This window comes from Tepidicella xavieri, assembly GCF_004363315.1.
In the GTDB taxonomy this organism is placed as follows: domain Bacteria; phylum Pseudomonadota; class Gammaproteobacteria; order Burkholderiales; family Burkholderiaceae_C; genus Tepidicella; species Tepidicella xavieri.
This window is the reverse complement of record NZ_SNYL01000009.1, coordinates 44037-58928: the sequence shown is the minus strand read 5'-3', so window position 1 is coordinate 58928 and position 14892 is coordinate 44037. Positions and strand designations below refer to the sequence as shown.

The window sequence follows — 14892 nt, the reverse complement described above, 5'->3', positions numbered from 1 at the left end:
TCATAGCCCTGAGCCATCAGAATTTGCCAGGCCGCAGCACCTCCACCTCGGAGAAGCAGGCCACCATGGCGTAATTGGAGTAATAGCGTGCTTGCAGGTGAGCCAGCAGGGCTTCGGCTTGTTCGCGCGCGCAGATGACTTCGATGCGGATGTTGCGCGATTCGTCCCAGGAGGCGTCGCGCACGCCACGGCTGCCCTTGCCGCGCGCGTCTGAAATGGTGTAGCCGCGCACGCCCAGGCGGTCCATGTCGCGGATGAGGAGCTGCTCGATGCTGGCTTCGGTGAATACGGTCAGCAGGGTGCGCTTTTCGGTGTGCATGGTGCTCATGGGAGGCTCCTCGGCAGGGGGTCAGGCGCCACTCAAACGGGTGGCCATCCAGTGGTAGAGGGGAATGCCCAGCAGAATGTTGAAAGGAAAGGTCACGCCCAATGAGCCAGCCAGGGAGACCGCCGGATTGGCTTCGGGCACGGCGATGCGCATGGCCGCCGGCACGGCGATGTAGGAGGCCGAAGCCGCCAGCGTGGCCAGCATGGTCAGCCCGCCGACAGACAGGCCCAGCAGCCAACCCGTCCCCAGCCCCAGGGTGGCCGACAGCAGCGGCATGGCCAAGCCAAAGACGATCAGTGACAGCCCGCGCCGGCGCAACTCCCCCACCTGCCGGCTCACGATCAGCCCCATTTCCAGCAGAAACAGGGCCAGCACGGCCTTGAACAGGTCGAAGTACAAGCCGCTGATGGGGGCCAGTCCCTCGGGGCCGGCCGCCCAGCCGATGGCCATGCCGCCCAGCAGCAGCGTCACCCCTTTGCCCAGAAAGGCCTCGTGGCCCAGGGATTTCCAGTCGGTATCGCGGTGGATGCCGCGTGCCAGCACGATGCCGACCAGGATCGCCGGGATTTCCATCACCGCCAGCAGCACCGCCATTTGCGGCTCCATGGCGATGTCTCGCGCGGCCAGCCAGGCCGCCGCCACCGCGAACGTGGCCACGCTGACGGAGCCGTAATGCGCGGCGGTGGAGGCCGCGTTGGGGCGATCGAAGCCGAAGAGCAGGCGCAGCGCGCTGAAAGCGATGAGTGTTTGCAAGACCCCCAGCACGATCACCGCCCCGATCTGCGGCAGCAGCGGCAGCAGGGGTTGCGTGGCCAACCCTTGCCCGCCTTTGAGGCCGATGGCCAGCAGCAAGAAGATGGACAGGGAGTCGTACAGCGCGCTGGGCAGCTTCAGCTCCGAACGCAGCAGCCCGGCCACCAGGCCGAACAGAAAAAACAGGATGACCGGATCCATAGGCAGCGATGATGGCACGGATGGCCCCCGTCAAGGGGGCGTCGGAAGGCAAACGAGTGATCCTAGGCGGGAAGAGGCATTTTGTAAAATCCATTTCTCCTGCGCGATTCATAGGTAAAAACCTATCTATCAGGGCTGGCACAATCGGGTCATGCCCCGGACCGCCCCGCCATCGGCGGCGCCGCCTGCGGCGGCCGCTGTCAAGCCCCTGTCTGCGCCGCAAAAAGCGCTGCGCAAGCTGGGGCTGGTGCGCCCGATCGATCTGGCGCTGCATCTGCCGCTGCGCTATGAGGACGAAACCCGCCTGACCCACCTGGCGCAAGCGCGGGAGGGCGAGGTGGTGCAAATCGAAGGCACGGTCACGGCGTGCGAGGTGGCGCTGCGCCCCAAGCGGCAATTGCTGGTCACGCTCGACGATGGCAGCGCCATCTGCACTTTGCGCTTCTTCAGCTTTTACCCCAGCCATCAGAAAGCCCTGAGCGTCGGCGCCCGCATCCGCGCCCGGGGGGAACTGCGCGGTGGCTTGTGGGGGTGGAGCATGGTGCATCCGAGCTTTCGGTCCGCCCAGGGTGAGTTGCCCGATGCGCTGACCCCGGTGTACCCGAGCAGCGCCGGCTTGCCCCAGGCCTATCTGCGCCGCGCCGTGCTCGCGGGGTTGCAGCGGGCCGATCTGAGCGACACCATCCCGCCCGAGGCGCTGCAGGCGTGCCCGGGGCTGTGCTCCCGCGGGGGCGGGCGGCCCTGGAGCTTGCGCGAAGCGCTGCATTTCCTGCATCAGCCCACCCCGGATGTGCCGTTGGCGGCACTGGAGGACCGCAGCCATCCCGCCTGGCAACGCCTCAAAGCCGAGGAACTGCTGGCCCAACAGCTCTCGCAACACCTGGCGCGGCGGGAGCGCTCGACCCTCAGCGCCCCGGCGCTGTGTGCCCAGCCCGGGGGACTGCACGAGCAATTGCTCGCCGCCTTGCCGTTTGTCTTGACGGCGGCGCAGCGCCGGGTCGCCGACGAGATTGCCCGCGACTTGGCCCGCACCGTGCCCATGCATCGCCTGTTGCAAGGGGATGTGGGCAGCGGCAAAACGGTGGTGGCCGCCCTGGCGGCGGCCGTGGCCATCGACGCCGGCTGGCAGTGCGCCCTCATGGCGCCCACGGAAATTCTGGCCGAGCAGCATTTCGGCAAGCTGGTGGGCTGGCTCACCCCGCTGTTGGCGCCGCGGGGCAAAACCGTGGCCTGGCTGACCGGTGGCCAGACCAAGAAAGCGCGCGCGGCGATGTTGCACGCCATCGCCAGCGGGGAGGCGGCGCTGGTGGTGGGCACCCATGCGGTCATTCAAGAGCAGGTGCGCTTTCACCGGCTGGCGCTGGCCCTGATCGACGAGCAGCACCGCTTCGGCGTGGCCCAGCGCCTGGCGCTGCGCGCCAAGATGCAAGACGCCGGCTGGGAGCCGCATCTGTTGATGATGAGCGCCACCCCCATCCCGCGCACCCTGGCCATGAGCTACTACGCCGATCTGGACGTCTCCACCATCGACGAACTGCCGCCGGGCCGCACGCCCATCGTCACCAAGCTGCTGGCCGACAGCCGGCGCGATGAGCTCATCGCCCGTTTGCGCGCCCAGGTCGCCCAGGGTCGCCAGGTCTATTGGGTCTGCCCCTTGATCGAAGAAAGCGAGGCGCTGGATCTGCGCAACGCCACCGCCACCCATGCCGAGCTGTCGGCGGCCCTGCAAGGGCTGTGCCATGCCGACGGCAGCCCCGCGCGCGTCGGGTTGTTGCACTCCCGCATGCCCGCGGCCGACAAGAAGGCCGTCATGGCCCAGTTTGCCAGCGGGGCCATGGCCGTGCTGGTCAGCACCACGGTCATCGAAGTGGGGGTGGACGTGCCCACCGCGTCGGTGATGGTCATCGAGCACGCCGAGCGCTTCGGGCTGAGCCAGTTGCACCAGTTGCGCGGCCGGGTGGGCCGAGGCACGGCCGCGTCGGTGTGCGTCTTGCTGTATGCCCCCAATGAGCAAGGCCGCTTGAGCGACAGCGCCCGCGACCGGCTGCGCGCCATGGTCGAGACCAACGATGGCTTCGAAATCGCGCGGCGCGACCTCGACATCCGCGGCCCGGGCGAGTTTCTGGGGGCGCGGCAGTCCGGCGCGCCGCTGCTGCGCTTCGCGGACCTCGCCACCGACACCCATTTGCTCGAATGGGCGCGCGCTTGGGCGCCCCGCCTGCTTGACCAATCGCCCGAACTGGCGCACAAACACATGGATCGCTGGTTGGGTGGAAAATCCGACTATCTGAAAGCCTGAACCGATAGCAGCCATGACCCTGACCGAACTCAAATACATCGTCGCCGTGGCGCGCGAGCGGCACTTCGGCAAGGCGGCCGAGGCCTGCTTTGTCTCGCAGCCCACCTTGAGCGTGGCCATCAAGAAGCTGGAGGAGGAGCTGGAAGTCAAGATCTTCGAGCGCAATGCCACCGAAGTCGCGGTCACGCCGCTGGGCGAGGAAATCGTGCGCCAGGCCCAGGTGGTGCTGGAGCAGGCCGCGGCGATCAAGGAAATCGCCAAGCGCGGCAAAGACCCGCTGGCTGGACCGCTGCGCTTGGGGGTCATCTACACCATCGGCCCCTATCTGCTGCCGGATTTGGTGAAACAGGTGATCGAGCACACGCCGCAGATGCCGTTGATGCTGCAAGAAAACCTGACGGCCAAGCTGCTGGAGCAACTGCGCCTGGGCGAGATCGATGCTGCCATCCTGGCCGAGCCATTCCCCGACACCAATCTGGCCATCGCGCCGCTGTATGACGAGCCTTTTTTCGCGGCGGTGCCGGCCAACCACCCCTTGGCCCAGCGCGACGCCGTGACGGCCGAGGAACTCAAGCAGGAAACCATGCTCCTGCTGGGCAGCGGTCATTGTTTCCGCGACCATGTGCTGGAGGTGTGCCCCGAGTTCGCCCGTTTTTCCAACGACGCCGAGGGCATCCGCAAGAGCTTCGAAGGCTCGTCGCTGGAAACCATCAAGCACATGGTGGCCGCCGGCATGGGCATCACGCTGGTGCCGCGCCTGAGCGTGCCCCCGGGGGCGCTGGCTCCCGGCGCGAAAGTGGCGGCCCCCGGCTCCGGGCCGGGTGACACGTCCTACGTGCGCTATCTGCCGTTTGCCGGCGACCCGCCCACGCGCCGCGTGGTGCTGGCTTGGCGGCGCAGCTTCACCCGCTATGAAGCGATTGCCGCGCTGCGCAACGCGGTCTATGCCTGTGAATTGCCGGGCGTCAAACGCTTGACCTCATGAAGACGAATACCCCTGCGCCTGCCGCGGCCGCCCGCAGCAAGCTGTCGCTCTATCTGGACCTCATCCGCTGGGACCGGCCGGCCGGCTGGCTGCTGCTGCTGTGGCCCACGCTGACGGCCCTGTGGCTGGCCGCTGAGGGTTGGCCCGGCTGGCATCTGCTGGCCGTTTTCGTGCTGGGCACCATCTTGATGCGCAGCGCCGGCTGCTGTGTCAACGACGTGGCCGACCGCGATTTCGACCGGCACGTCAAGCGCACCGCGCAACGCCCCGTCACCAGCGGGCAGGTGTCGGTGAAAGAGGCGCTGCTGTTGGGCGCGGCCTTGGCGGCGTTGGCTTTCTTGCTCGTGCTCACCACCACGGCCACCGCGGTGTGGCTTTCCTTGCCGGCGCTGGCGGTGGCGATCGTCTATCCCTATGCCAAGCGTTTCGTCGCCATGCCGCAGGCGGTGCTGGGCGTGGCCTTCAGCTTCGGCATCCCCATGGCTTACGCGGCGGTGCAGTCCACCGTGCCCTGGCAAGCCTGGGCCCTGCTCGTGGCCAATCTGTTCTGGGTGCTGGCCTACGACACGGAATACGCCATGGTCGATCGCGACGACGACCTCAAGATCGGCATGAAGACCTCGGCCATCACCTTGGGCACGTACGACGTGGCCGCTGTCACGGCGTTCTACCTGATCCACCTGCTGCTGTGGGCGCTGCTGTTGTGGCCCGAGGTGGGCGGCTGGTGGTTGGGGGTGGCGCTGGGGTTGGCGCTGGCCCAGGTGGCCTGGCATTTTTCCATGATTCGCGACCGCACGCGCGAGGGGTGCTTTCGCGCCTTTCGCCTCAACCACTGGCTGGGGTTCACGCTGTTTGCCGGGGTGGCGCTGACCTATGCCCAGCGCCAATGGGGGGGGTGAGCAGCTGCCAGCCGCGCTGCCTCAAGCCCCGAACTCGTCACCCAGCTCCTGGGCGCGGCGATGGGCCGCATGCATCGCGGCCACGAAGGCGTCGGCCACGCCGGCCTGCTGCATCGCCGTCAGGGCGGCATGGGTGGTGCCGCCTTTGGAGGTGACGCGCTCACGCAGGATCTCGGGCGGCTCGCCAGCATCCTGCGCCAGCCGCGCAGCACCCACGAAGGTGCCCACGGCCAGTTGCAGCGCGGTGTCGGCGTCCAACCCCATTTCCGTGCCGGCGCGGCGCATCGCTTCGAGGAAGTAAAACACATACGCCGGCCCAGAACCGGACAGGGCCGTCACCGCGTCCAGCGCCGACTCCTGCGGCAGCCACAGGAACCGGCCCGTGGTGCCGATCACCGCTTCGACCCGTCGCCGGTCCTCGGCATTGACGGCATCGAGCGCATACAGCCCGGTCATGCCCAGCCCGACCAGGGCAGGCGTGTTGGGCATGGCGCGCACGATGCGTCGCGCCCCCAGCCAAGCGGCCATGCTGTCGGTGCGGATGCCCGCGGCCACGCTCAGATGCAGGGCGCCGGCTGTGTGGGGGGCGCACGCCAACGCGGCTGCTTTGAAGGTCTGGGGCTTGACGGCCCAGACCACCAGATCGACGCCGGCCAGCGCCGGGCCGGCGGCCTCGTGCAGCCGCACGCCGGGGAACTGGGCGCTGAGCTTGTCGCGCTGCGGCGCATAGGGTTCCACGATGTCGATCTGTTGCGCGCTCAGGCCGTTCTGGCACAAGCCGCCCACGATGGCGCTGGCCATGTTGCCGCCGCCGATGAACGCCAAGCGGATGCCGGCGCTCCAGGCGCCCGGTGAGGAAGGGGTGTGTGCACTCATGCGGTGATTGTCGCTTGTTTGACGGCCCGCTCCCAGGCGGCCATGCGCTCGGCGGCCTGGGCGGCGCTGCACTGCGGCTCGAAGCGGCGCTCGGCCCGCCACAGCCGGCCCCATGCCTCGGGGCTGTCGAACACCCCGGCCTGCAAGCCAGCCAGGCAGGCCGCGCCCAGTGCGGTGGTTTCGGTCACGGCCGGGCGCACCACCGGGATCCCCAGCAGATCGGCCTGGATCTGCATGAGCAGGTCGTTGACACTGGCGCCCCCGTCCACCCGCAGCTCTTGCAGCGCCGCCGCGCCATGGGCCAGCGCATCGCGGTTCATGGCTTGCAGCACCGCGGTGGACTGGTAGGCGATGCTGTCCAGCGCGGCCCGGGCGATATGGGCGACGGTGGTGCCCCGGGTCAGCCCGGTCAGGGTGCCGCGGGCTTCGGGCTGCCAGTACGGGGCGCCCAGGCCGGTGAACGCCGGGACGAACACCACGCCATCGCTGTCGGGTACCGAGGCGGCCAGGGCCTGCACGTCGTGGCTGGCCGCGATGGCGCGCAAGCCATCGCGCAGCCATTGCACCACGGCGCCGCCCACGAACACGCTGCCTTCCAACGCGTAAGCCGCCGTGGCCCCATGGCGTGCGGCGGCCGTGCTCAGCAGGCCGTTGGCGCTCGGGGTGGGCCGATCGCCGGTGTGCATCAGCAAGAAGCACCCCGTGCCATAGGTGTTTTTGGCCATGCCCGGTTGCAGGCACGCCTGCCCCAGGAGCGCGCTTTGCTGGTCGCCAGCCACGCCGCCGATGGCGATCGGGCCTCCCAGCAGGTGCTCGTCGGTGACGCCAAACGGCGCGCTGGAGGGCAGCACCTCGGGCAACACCGCCCGGGGGATGTCCAGCGCATCCAGCAGCGCGTCGTCCCAGGCTTCCCGCTGCAAATTCCACAGCAGGGTGCGGGACGCGTTGCTCACGTCGGTGACGTGCCGGCGCCCCCCCGTGAGCTGCCACACCAGCCAGGTGTCCACCGTGCCGAAAGCCAGCTCGCCCGCTTCGGCGCGGCGTCGCGCTCCCGGCACCTGGCTCAGCAGCCAGGCCAGCTTGGTGCCAGAGAAGTAGGGGTCGGGCCGCAGGCCCGTTCGTGCATGGATGGCCTCGGTGCCGAGCGCGGCCTGTAGGTGTTCGCACAGCGCCGTGGTGCGCCGGTCCTGCCAGACGATGGCGCGGTGCAGGGGCTCGCCTGTGCGCCGGTCCCACAGCAGCGTCGTTTCCCGCTGGTTGGTGATGCCGATGGCGGCGATGTCGCGGTGCGTCAGGCCGGCCTGCCTCATGGCTTGCCGCGCGGTGTCGAGCTGGGTGTGCCAGATGTCGGCCGGGTCATGCTCCACCCAGCCAGGGCGCGGGTAATGCTGGCGCAGCTCCTGTTGCGCACAGGCCACGACACGGCCTTGCGGGTCAAACACGAGGCTGCGCGAGCTGGTGGTGCCCTGATCCAGGGCCAACAGGTATCGGGTCATGGGGTGATCCAGCCAGAGACGTCGGTGCTCGCACTGTAGCGCGTTGGCCAAGGCGACGCCTATCGCCCCGGCCTCATCGCCGTCGAGCGTGCCAGAATGTGGCGGCCTTGTACAAAAGGCTTGACATCCTTTGCGTGGTGCGCAATAATGCGCAGCTTCGCCCGTATTGGGGCGAAGATTTTCTGCCCACCGAAGTTGCGTGGAATCCGGGATCGCTGAGATTCTGGGGGTGCGCAACGACGACGGGCCCAAGACTGATCGCCTGCTGCCGCGGTGGTGGCAGGGATTCAAGTTGGGACTTACTCAAATGATCCAAACGCAATCTCGACTCGATGTTGCTGACAACACGGGTGCCAAGTCCGTGATGTGCATCAAGGTGCTGGGTGGCTCCAAGCGCCGTTACGCCAATGTGGGCGACATCATCAAAGTGAGCATCAAGGAAGCCGCTCCGCGTGGCCGCGTCAAGAAGGGCGAGGTCTACAACGCCGTGGTCGTGCGCACCGCCAAAGGTCTGCGCCGTCCCGATGGCGCCTTGATCAAGTTCGACGGCAACGCCGCAGTGCTGCTCAACAACAAGCTGGAGCCCATCGGCACCCGCATCTTCGGCCCGGTCACGCGCGAACTGCGTACCGAGAAGTTCATGAAGATCGTGTCCTTGGCGCCCGAGGTCCTGTAAGGAGTTGTCATGAACAAGATCCGCAAAGGCGACGAAGTGATCGTGATCGCCGGCCGCGACAAGGGCAAGCGTGGCAAGGTGCTGCGCCGCGCCGACGAAGAGCGCGTGGTGGTCGAGGGTGTGAACATCGTCAAAAAGCACACCAAGCCCAATCCCATGAAGGGCGTGACGGGCGGCATCGTCGAGAAGACCATGCCCATCCACCAGTCCAACGTGGCCATCTTCAACGCGGCCACCGGCAAGGCCGATCGCGTGGGGGTCAAAGTGCTGGCAGACGGCAAGAAAGTGCGCGTCTACAAGTCCAGCGGCGAAGAAATCAAGGTGGCATGACCATGGCACGCTTCCAACAACTCTACCGCGAGAAAATCGCCCCGGCTCTGAAAGAGCAGTTCGGCTACAAGTCCATCATGGAAGTGCCGCGCATCACCAAAATCACCCTGAACATGGGGGTGGGTGAGGCCGTGGCCGACAAGAAAGTGCTGGAAAACGCCGTTGGCGACCTGACCAAGATCGCCGGTCAGAAGCCGGTGACCACCAAGGCCCGCAAAGCCATTGCCGGTTTCAAGATCCGTGAAGGCCAGCCCATCGGCTGCATGGTCACCCTGCGTGGCGCCCGCATGTACGAATTCCTGGACCGCTTCGTCACCGTGGCCCTGCCGCGCGTGCGCGACTTCCGGGGTATTTCCGGCAAGGCTTTCGATGGCCGCGGGAACTACAACATCGGTGTCAAAGAGCAGATCATCTTCCCGGAAATCGAATACGACAAGGTCGATGCCGTGCGTGGTCTGAACATCAGCATCACGACGACCGCCAAGAGCGACGCCGAGTGCAAGGCGCTGCTGGCCGGTTTCCGTTTCCCGTTCAAGAACTGAGGTGGTGTGTGGCTAAACAAGCTTTGCTCCAGCGTGAACTCAAGCGCGAAAAACTCGCCGCCAAGTTCGCCAACAAGTACAACGAGTTGAAGGCCATCGCAAAGGATGCCAAGCGTTCCGACGAGGAGCGCGACGCCGCCCGTCTGGCCCTGCAGAAACTGCCCCGTAACGCCAACCCGACCCGCCAGCGCGCCCGCTGCGAAATCACCGGTCGTCCCCGCGGCACCTTCCGCCAGTTCGGTCTGGGCCGCATGAAGATCCGTGAAATGGCTTTTGCCGGCGAAATCCCCGGCGTGACCAAGGCCAGCTGGTAAGCCGCGAAGGAGTAACGAAATGAGCATGAGTGATCCTATCGCCGATATGCTGACCCGCATCCGCAATGCGCAGATGGTGGAAAAAGCCGCCGTCTCCATGCCTTCCTCCAAAGTGAAGGTGGCCATTGCCCAGGTGCTCAAAGACGAAGGCTACATCGATGGCTTCCAGGTCAAGACCGAGGGCGGCAAGAGCGAGCTCGAAATCGCGCTGAAGTATTACGCCGGCCGTCCGGTGATCGAGCGCATCGAGCGCGTCAGCCGTCCGGGTCTGCGTGTGTACCGTGGCGCCAAATCCATTCCCCAGGTCATGAACGGTCTGGGCGTGGCGATCGTGACCACGCCCAAGGGCGTGATGACCGACCGCAAAGCGCGCGCTGCCGGTGTCGGTGGCGAAGTGTTGTGTTACGTCGCCTGACGCGCGCTGAGGAGTACCTGAAATGTCTCGTGTAGGTAAAGCGCCGGTCGCCATCCCCCAGGGTGTCGAAGTGGCCATCAAGCAAGACGTGATCACCGCCAAGGGTGCCCTGGGTGCCCTGAGCGTGAGCCTCAACCCGCTGGTCAAGGTCGAGAATGCCAATGGCAAGCTGTCCTTCACCGCGGCTGACGACAGCGCCGAAGCCAGCGCCATGCGCGGCACGATGCGCCAGTTGGTCAACAACATGGTCAACGGAGTGAGCAAGGGCTTCGAGAAGAAGCTCACCCTCGTGGGCGTGGGCTACAAGGCCGCCGCTTCGGGCAACAAGCTCAACCTGTCCGTGGGTTTCTCGCATCCGGTGGATTTCGTGATGCCCGAAGGCATCACGGTGGCCACGCCGGCCCCGACCGAAATCGTGGTCAAGGGCGCTGACCGTCAGCGCGTGGGCCAGGTTGCGGCTGAAATCCGTGCGGTGCGTCCGCCCGAGCCCTACAAGGGCAAAGGCATCCGCTATGCGGACGAGAAGGTCGTCATCAAAGAGACCAAGAAGAAATAAGGACAGCGAACATGTTGACCAAGAAAGAACAACGTTTGCGTCGCGCCCGCCAGACCCGTATCCGCATTGCCCAGCAAGGCGCCGTGCGTCTGAGCGTGAACCGCACCAACCAGCATATCTACGCCAACGTCATTTCCGGCGACGGCGCCAAGGTGCTGGTGTCTGCCTCCACCGTCGAGGCCGAAGTGCGCGCCCAACTGGGTGGCGCCGGCAAGGGTGGCAACAAGGCCGCTGCCGAGTTGATCGGCAAGCGCATTGCCGAGAAGGCCAAGGCCGCCGGCATCGAGAAAGTGGCCTTCGACCGCTCCGGCTTTGCCTACCACGGCCGGATCAAAGCCCTGGCAGATGCCGCGCGTGCCGCCGGCCTGCAGTTCTGATGGGGGAAATGCAAATGGCAAAGATGCAAGCCAATGTGAAGAGCGAAGGCAACGACGACGGCCTGCGCGAGAAGATGATCGCGGTCAACCGCGTGACCAAGGTGGTCAAAGGCGGCCGCATCATGGGTTTCGCTGCGTTGACCGTGGTGGGCGACGGCGATGGCCGCGTGGGCATGGGCAAGGGCAAGGCGCGTGAAGTGCCGGTGGCCGTTCAGAAGGCCATGGACGAGGCCCGCCGCAACATGTTCAAAGTCTCCCTCAAGAGCGGCTCCCTGCACCATGAGGTGCATGGTCAGCACGGGGCTTCCACCGTGATGATGTTGCCCGCCGTCAAGGGGACCGGCATCATCGCTGGCGGCCCGATGCGTGCCGTCTTCGAGGTGCTGGGCGTGACCGACGTGGTGGCCAAGAGCCACGGCTCGACCAATCCCTACAACCTGGTTCGCGCCACGCTGGACGCGTTGAAGAAATCGACGACGCCGGCCGAAGTCGCTGCCAAGCGGGGCAAGTCGGTCGAAGACATCCTGGGTTGATTGGAGCGATCATGACGACTGCCAACACCATCAAAGTGAAACTGGTGCGCAGCCCCATCGGCTGCAAAGAAAGCCATCGTGCCACCGTGCGCGGGCTGGGTCTGCGCAAGCTCAACAGCGTGCGCGAACTGCAGGACACCCCTGCCGTGCGCGGCATGATCAACAAGGTCAGCTATCTGGTCCAAGTGATCTGATCGGAGTCTGAAGATGGAACTCAACACTCTCAAGCCCGCTGCTGGCGCCAAGCACGCCAAGCGTCGCGTGGGCCGTGGCATCGGCTCCGGTCTGGGCAAGACCGCCGGTCGTGGCCACAAGGGCCAGAAGTCTCGCGCGGGTGGCTACCACAAGGTCGGCTTCGAAGGCGGTCAGATGCCGCTGCAGCGCCGCCTGCCCAAGCGCGGCTTCAAGTCGCAAGCCCTGAAGTTCAACGCCGAGATCACCCTGGCCGATCTGCAGGCTCTGGGTGCGGCCGAGGTGGATCTGCTCACCCTCAAGCAAGCCGGCCTCGCGCCCGCCCTCGCCAAGAAGGTCAAGGTCATCAAGACCGGTGAACTCAGCATCGCCGTCAAGCTCAACGCCATTGGCGCGACGGCGGGTGCCAAGGCAGCCATCGAAGCCGCTGGCGGCTCGCTGGCCTGAATCGGCTAAACCTCGGAAACGCTTGTGGCCACAAACGCAGCCTCCCTCGCGAAAACCGGCAAGTTCGGTGACTTGCGTCGCCGGCTGGTGTTTTTGCTGCTCGCGCTGGTCGTGTACCGCATCGGCGCACACATTCCGGTGCCGGGCATCGACCCCGACCAGCTCAGCCAGCTCTTCCGCGGCCAGCAGGGCAACATCCTGAACCTGTTCAACATGTTCTCCGGCGGCTCGCTGGAGCGGTTCGCGGTGTTTGCCCTGGGGATCATGCCGTACATCTCGGCATCGATCATCATGCAGCTCATGACGTACGTGGTGCCCTCGCTCGTCCAGCTCAAGAAGGAAGGCGAGGCCGGGCGGCGCAAGATCACCCAGTACACCCGTTACGGCACCTTGGGCTTGGCGATCTTCCAGTCGCTGGGCATTGCGCTGGCGCTGGAGGGGATGCCCGGCTTGGTGATCGACCCGGGCTTCACCTTCCGTTTCACGGCGGTGGTGAGCCTCGTGGCCGGCACCATGTTCCTGATGTGGCTGGGTGAACAGATCACCGAGCGCGGCATCGGCAACGGCATTTCGCTGCTGATCTTCGCCGGCATTGTGGCAGGCCTGCCCAGTGCCATCGGCGGCTTGCTGGAGTTGGTGCGTACCGGTGCCATGAGCATCCTGGCCGCGATCTTCATCGTGCTGCTGGTGATCGTGGTGACCTACTTCGTGGTGTTCATCGAGCGCGGCCAGCGCAAGATTCTGGTGAACTATGCGCGTCGCCAGGTGGGCAACAAGGTGTATGGCGGGCAGTCATCGCACTTGCCTTTGAAGCTGAACATGGCTGGCGTGATTCCGCCGATCTTCGCCTCGTCCATCATTCTGCTGCCGACCACGCTGGTGAGTTGGGTCAGCACGGGTGACTCCACCCGGTGGTTGCGCGACCTGGCTGCGGCCTTGTCGCCGGGGCAACCGATCTACGTCGGCTTGTATGCTGCTGCCATCATCTTCTTCTGTTTCTTCTACACGGCGTTGGTGTTCAACAGCCGAGAAACGGCAGACAACCTGAAGAAGAGCGGTGCATTCATTCCGGGCATCCGCCCGGGTGACCAGACAGCGCGCCACATCGACAAGATCCTGGTGCGCCTGACGCTGGCCGGCGCGATTTACATCACGGCGGTGTGTCTGTTGCCGGAATTTTTGATTCTGCGTTACAACGTGCCGTTCTATTTCGGGGGCACCTCGCTGCTGATCATCGTGGTGGTCACCATGGACTTCTGGGCCCAGGTGCAGAATTACGTGATGTCGCAGCAGTATGAGTCGCTGCTGAAGAAGGCGAATTTCAAGGCGTCCCCGGGTGTGTGAAGCATGGCGAAGGACGATGTGATCGAGATGCAGGGCGAGGTGATCGAAAACCTCCCCAACGCCACGTTCCGTGTGAAACTGGAAAACGGGCATGTGGTCCTGGGACACATTTCCGGGAAGATGCGGATGCATTACATCCGCATCCTGCCGGGTGACAAGGTGAAGGTCGAACTCACGCCCTACGATCTCACCCGCGCCCGGATCGTGTTCCGCAGCAAGTGAGTTTTTGAGAATTTGTTCAGGAGAAAGTCATGAGAGTTTCGGCTTCGGTCAAGAAAATGTGCCGCAACTGTAAGATCATCCGTCGCCATGGCGTCGTGCGCGTCATCTGCACCGACCCGCGACACAAGCAGCGTCAAGGCTGAATCGTTTAGAGGACCACCATGGCACGTATTGCAGGTATCAACATCCCGCCGCACAAGCACGCCGAAATTGGCCTGACCGCCATTTACGGCATTGGTCGTACCCGCGCCCGCAAGATCTGCGAGGCCTGCGGCATCGACTACTCGAAGAAAATCAAGGATCTGACGGACGCCGAGCTGGAAAAGGTGCGCGACCAGGTCAACACCTACACCATCGAGGGCGACCTGCGCCGTGAAGTGACGATGAACATCAAGCGCCTGATGGACATCGGCTGCTACCGCGGCTTCCGCCACCGCCGTGGCCTGCCCGTGCGTGGTCAGCGCACCAAGACGAACGCGCGCACCCGCAAGGGCCCGCGCAAGGCCGCTCAGTCGCTGAAGAAATAATCGGTTAAAGGACAGTCATGGCTAAGCAACAATCCAGCGCCGCCGCCCGCGTTCGCAAGAAAGTCCGCAAAAACATTGCCGACGGCATTGCTCACGTGCACGCGTCGTTCAACAACACCATCATCACCATCACCGATCGCCAGGGCAATGCGCTGGCTTGGGCCTCTTCGGGCGGCCAAGGCTTCAAAGGCTCGCGCAAGTCCACCCCGTTTGCCGCGCAGGTGGCTTCCGAGGTGGCTGGCCGCGCCGCCATGGAACAGGGCATCAAGAACCTGGACGTCGAGATCAAGGGCCCGGGCCCGGGTCGTGAGTCCTCGGTTCGTGCGTTGGGTGCCCTGGGCATTCGCATCACGTCCATCTCTGACGTGACGCCGATCCCTCACAACGGCTGCCGTCCCCAAAAGCGTCGCCGTATTTGATGGATGGAACGGCTTGACGGAATTTTCCGTCAGGCGCTATACTGAAAAGCTTTTTGTTGAAAGCCACTGCGGTTTGCCGCAGTGGCGTTGTCGTTAAGACCACCGCCGACATCCATGGATGCCGGCTCCCGCAGCCCGTCTGCGGCAGATGAAACCAGAAG

Annotated in this window: 22 protein-coding genes; 18 read left to right on the top strand and 4 right to left on the bottom strand. The window is 65.2% G+C overall.

Annotated elements, in window-relative coordinates:
* Nucleotides 1–16: 16 nt before the first annotated feature.
* Nucleotides 17–328, bottom strand: coding sequence for a P-II family nitrogen regulator (locus DFR43_RS08755; protein ID WP_245988881.1), 312 nt, complete (start codon nucleotides 326–328; stop codon nucleotides 17–19).
* Nucleotides 329–349: 21 nt separating this feature from the next.
* Nucleotides 350–1282: a sodium-dependent bicarbonate transport family permease gene (locus DFR43_RS08750; protein WP_133597748.1), complete on the bottom strand. Its 933-nt coding sequence runs from the start codon at nucleotides 1280–1282 to the stop codon at nucleotides 350–352.
* A gap of 151 nt (nucleotides 1283–1433) precedes the next feature.
* On the opposite strand from DFR43_RS08750, the gene recG reads away from it, so the two are divergent.
* Genes recG through ubiA form a run of 3 tightly spaced genes read left to right on the top strand, consistent with a single transcriptional unit; the run spans nucleotide 1434 to nucleotide 5465 of the window.
* Nucleotides 1434–3581 carry an ATP-dependent DNA helicase RecG gene (gene recG / locus DFR43_RS08745; RefSeq protein WP_133597746.1) on the top strand — a complete coding sequence of 716 codons (2148 nt, stop codon included), beginning with the start codon at nucleotides 1434–1436 and terminating at the stop codon, nucleotides 3579–3581.
* 13 nt (nucleotides 3582–3594) lie between these two features.
* Nucleotides 3595–4566 carry a hydrogen peroxide-inducible genes activator gene (locus DFR43_RS08740; protein WP_133597744.1) on the top strand — a complete coding sequence of 324 codons (972 nt, stop codon included), beginning with the start codon at nucleotides 3595–3597 and terminating at the stop codon, nucleotides 4564–4566.
* A complete protein-coding gene (ubiA, locus tag DFR43_RS08735; RefSeq protein ID WP_133597742.1) occupies nucleotides 4563–5465 on the top strand; it encodes a 4-hydroxybenzoate octaprenyltransferase in 903 nt (300 codons plus the stop codon). The genes DFR43_RS08740 and ubiA overlap by 4 nt, the downstream gene beginning before the upstream one ends.
* 21 nt (nucleotides 5466–5486) lie before the next feature.
* On the opposite strand, the gene proC is transcribed toward ubiA, so the two are convergent.
* Both proC and glpK read right to left on the bottom strand, forming a co-directional pair.
* Nucleotides 5487–6341 (bottom strand): pyrroline-5-carboxylate reductase, encoded by an 855-nt coding sequence (gene proC / locus DFR43_RS08730; RefSeq protein WP_133597740.1) that lies wholly within the window; start codon nucleotides 6339–6341, stop codon nucleotides 5487–5489.
* Complete coding sequence (gene glpK / locus DFR43_RS08725; protein WP_133597738.1) at nucleotides 6338–7837, bottom strand: glycerol kinase GlpK; 1500 nt, start codon at nucleotides 7835–7837, stop codon at nucleotides 6338–6340. The genes proC and glpK overlap by 4 nt, the downstream gene beginning before the upstream one ends.
* Before the next feature lie 307 nt (nucleotides 7838–8144).
* Between glpK and rplN the strand changes: the two genes are divergently transcribed.
* From rplN to rpsK, 15 genes are read left to right on the top strand one after another with little or no spacing between them, the layout of a single operon-like run.
* The gene (gene rplN, locus DFR43_RS08720; protein WP_133597736.1) at nucleotides 8145–8513 is read left to right on the top strand and encodes a 50S ribosomal protein L14; all 369 of its coding nucleotides are present in this window, start codon (nucleotides 8145–8147) and stop codon (nucleotides 8511–8513) included.
* A 9-nt stretch (nucleotides 8514–8522) separates the two neighbouring features.
* A complete protein-coding gene (gene rplX, locus DFR43_RS08715; protein ID WP_133597734.1) occupies nucleotides 8523–8843 on the top strand; it encodes a 50S ribosomal protein L24 in 321 nt (106 codons plus the stop codon).
* A gap of 2 nt (nucleotides 8844–8845) precedes the next feature.
* Nucleotides 8846–9385 (top strand): 50S ribosomal protein L5, encoded by a 540-nt coding sequence (gene rplE, locus DFR43_RS08710; RefSeq protein WP_133597732.1) that lies wholly within the window; start codon nucleotides 8846–8848, stop codon nucleotides 9383–9385.
* A gap of 8 nt (nucleotides 9386–9393) precedes the next feature.
* Nucleotides 9394–9699 (top strand): 30S ribosomal protein S14, encoded by a 306-nt coding sequence (rpsN, locus tag DFR43_RS08705; protein ID WP_133597730.1) that lies wholly within the window; start codon nucleotides 9394–9396, stop codon nucleotides 9697–9699.
* Nucleotides 9700–9718: 19 nt separating this feature from the next.
* A complete protein-coding gene (gene rpsH, locus DFR43_RS08700; protein WP_133597728.1) occupies nucleotides 9719–10114 on the top strand; it encodes a 30S ribosomal protein S8 in 396 nt (131 codons plus the stop codon).
* Between the two features lie 22 nt (nucleotides 10115–10136).
* Nucleotides 10137–10670, top strand: a complete 534-nt coding sequence (gene rplF, locus DFR43_RS08695) for a 50S ribosomal protein L6 (RefSeq protein WP_133597726.1) — start codon at nucleotides 10137–10139, stop codon at nucleotides 10668–10670.
* A gap of 11 nt (nucleotides 10671–10681) precedes the next feature.
* Complete coding sequence (gene rplR / locus DFR43_RS08690) at nucleotides 10682–11047, top strand: 50S ribosomal protein L18 (protein ID WP_133597724.1); 366 nt, start codon at nucleotides 10682–10684, stop codon at nucleotides 11045–11047.
* 14 nt (nucleotides 11048–11061) lie between these two features.
* Nucleotides 11062–11580, top strand: coding sequence for a 30S ribosomal protein S5 (gene rpsE, locus DFR43_RS08685; RefSeq protein ID WP_133597722.1), 519 nt, complete (start codon nucleotides 11062–11064; stop codon nucleotides 11578–11580).
* Nucleotides 11581–11591: 11 nt separating this feature from the next.
* Nucleotides 11592–11774 carry a 50S ribosomal protein L30 gene (gene rpmD, locus DFR43_RS08680; protein WP_133597719.1) on the top strand — a complete coding sequence of 61 codons (183 nt, stop codon included), beginning with the start codon at nucleotides 11592–11594 and terminating at the stop codon, nucleotides 11772–11774.
* Between the two features lie 13 nt (nucleotides 11775–11787).
* Nucleotides 11788–12219 (top strand): 50S ribosomal protein L15, encoded by a 432-nt coding sequence (gene rplO / locus DFR43_RS08675; RefSeq protein ID WP_133597717.1) that lies wholly within the window; start codon nucleotides 11788–11790, stop codon nucleotides 12217–12219.
* Between the two features lie 24 nt (nucleotides 12220–12243).
* Entirely contained in the window at nucleotides 12244–13563 is a 1320-nt protein-coding gene (gene secY / locus DFR43_RS08670) for a preprotein translocase subunit SecY (protein ID WP_133597715.1), read from the top strand.
* A gap of 3 nt (nucleotides 13564–13566) precedes the next feature.
* Nucleotides 13567–13785 (top strand): translation initiation factor IF-1, encoded by a 219-nt coding sequence (gene infA / locus DFR43_RS08665; RefSeq protein ID WP_086118896.1) that lies wholly within the window; start codon nucleotides 13567–13569, stop codon nucleotides 13783–13785.
* A 29-nt stretch (nucleotides 13786–13814) separates the two neighbouring features.
* Entirely contained in the window at nucleotides 13815–13928 is a 114-nt protein-coding gene (gene rpmJ / locus DFR43_RS08660) for a 50S ribosomal protein L36 (RefSeq protein WP_072242940.1), read from the top strand.
* Nucleotides 13929–13946: 18 nt separating this feature from the next.
* Nucleotides 13947–14312: a 30S ribosomal protein S13 gene (gene rpsM, locus DFR43_RS08655; protein ID WP_133597713.1), complete on the top strand. Its 366-nt coding sequence runs from the start codon at nucleotides 13947–13949 to the stop codon at nucleotides 14310–14312.
* A gap of 17 nt (nucleotides 14313–14329) precedes the next feature.
* A complete protein-coding gene (gene rpsK, locus DFR43_RS08650; protein WP_133597711.1) occupies nucleotides 14330–14731 on the top strand; it encodes a 30S ribosomal protein S11 in 402 nt (133 codons plus the stop codon).
* Nucleotides 14732–14892 lie beyond the last annotated feature (161 nt).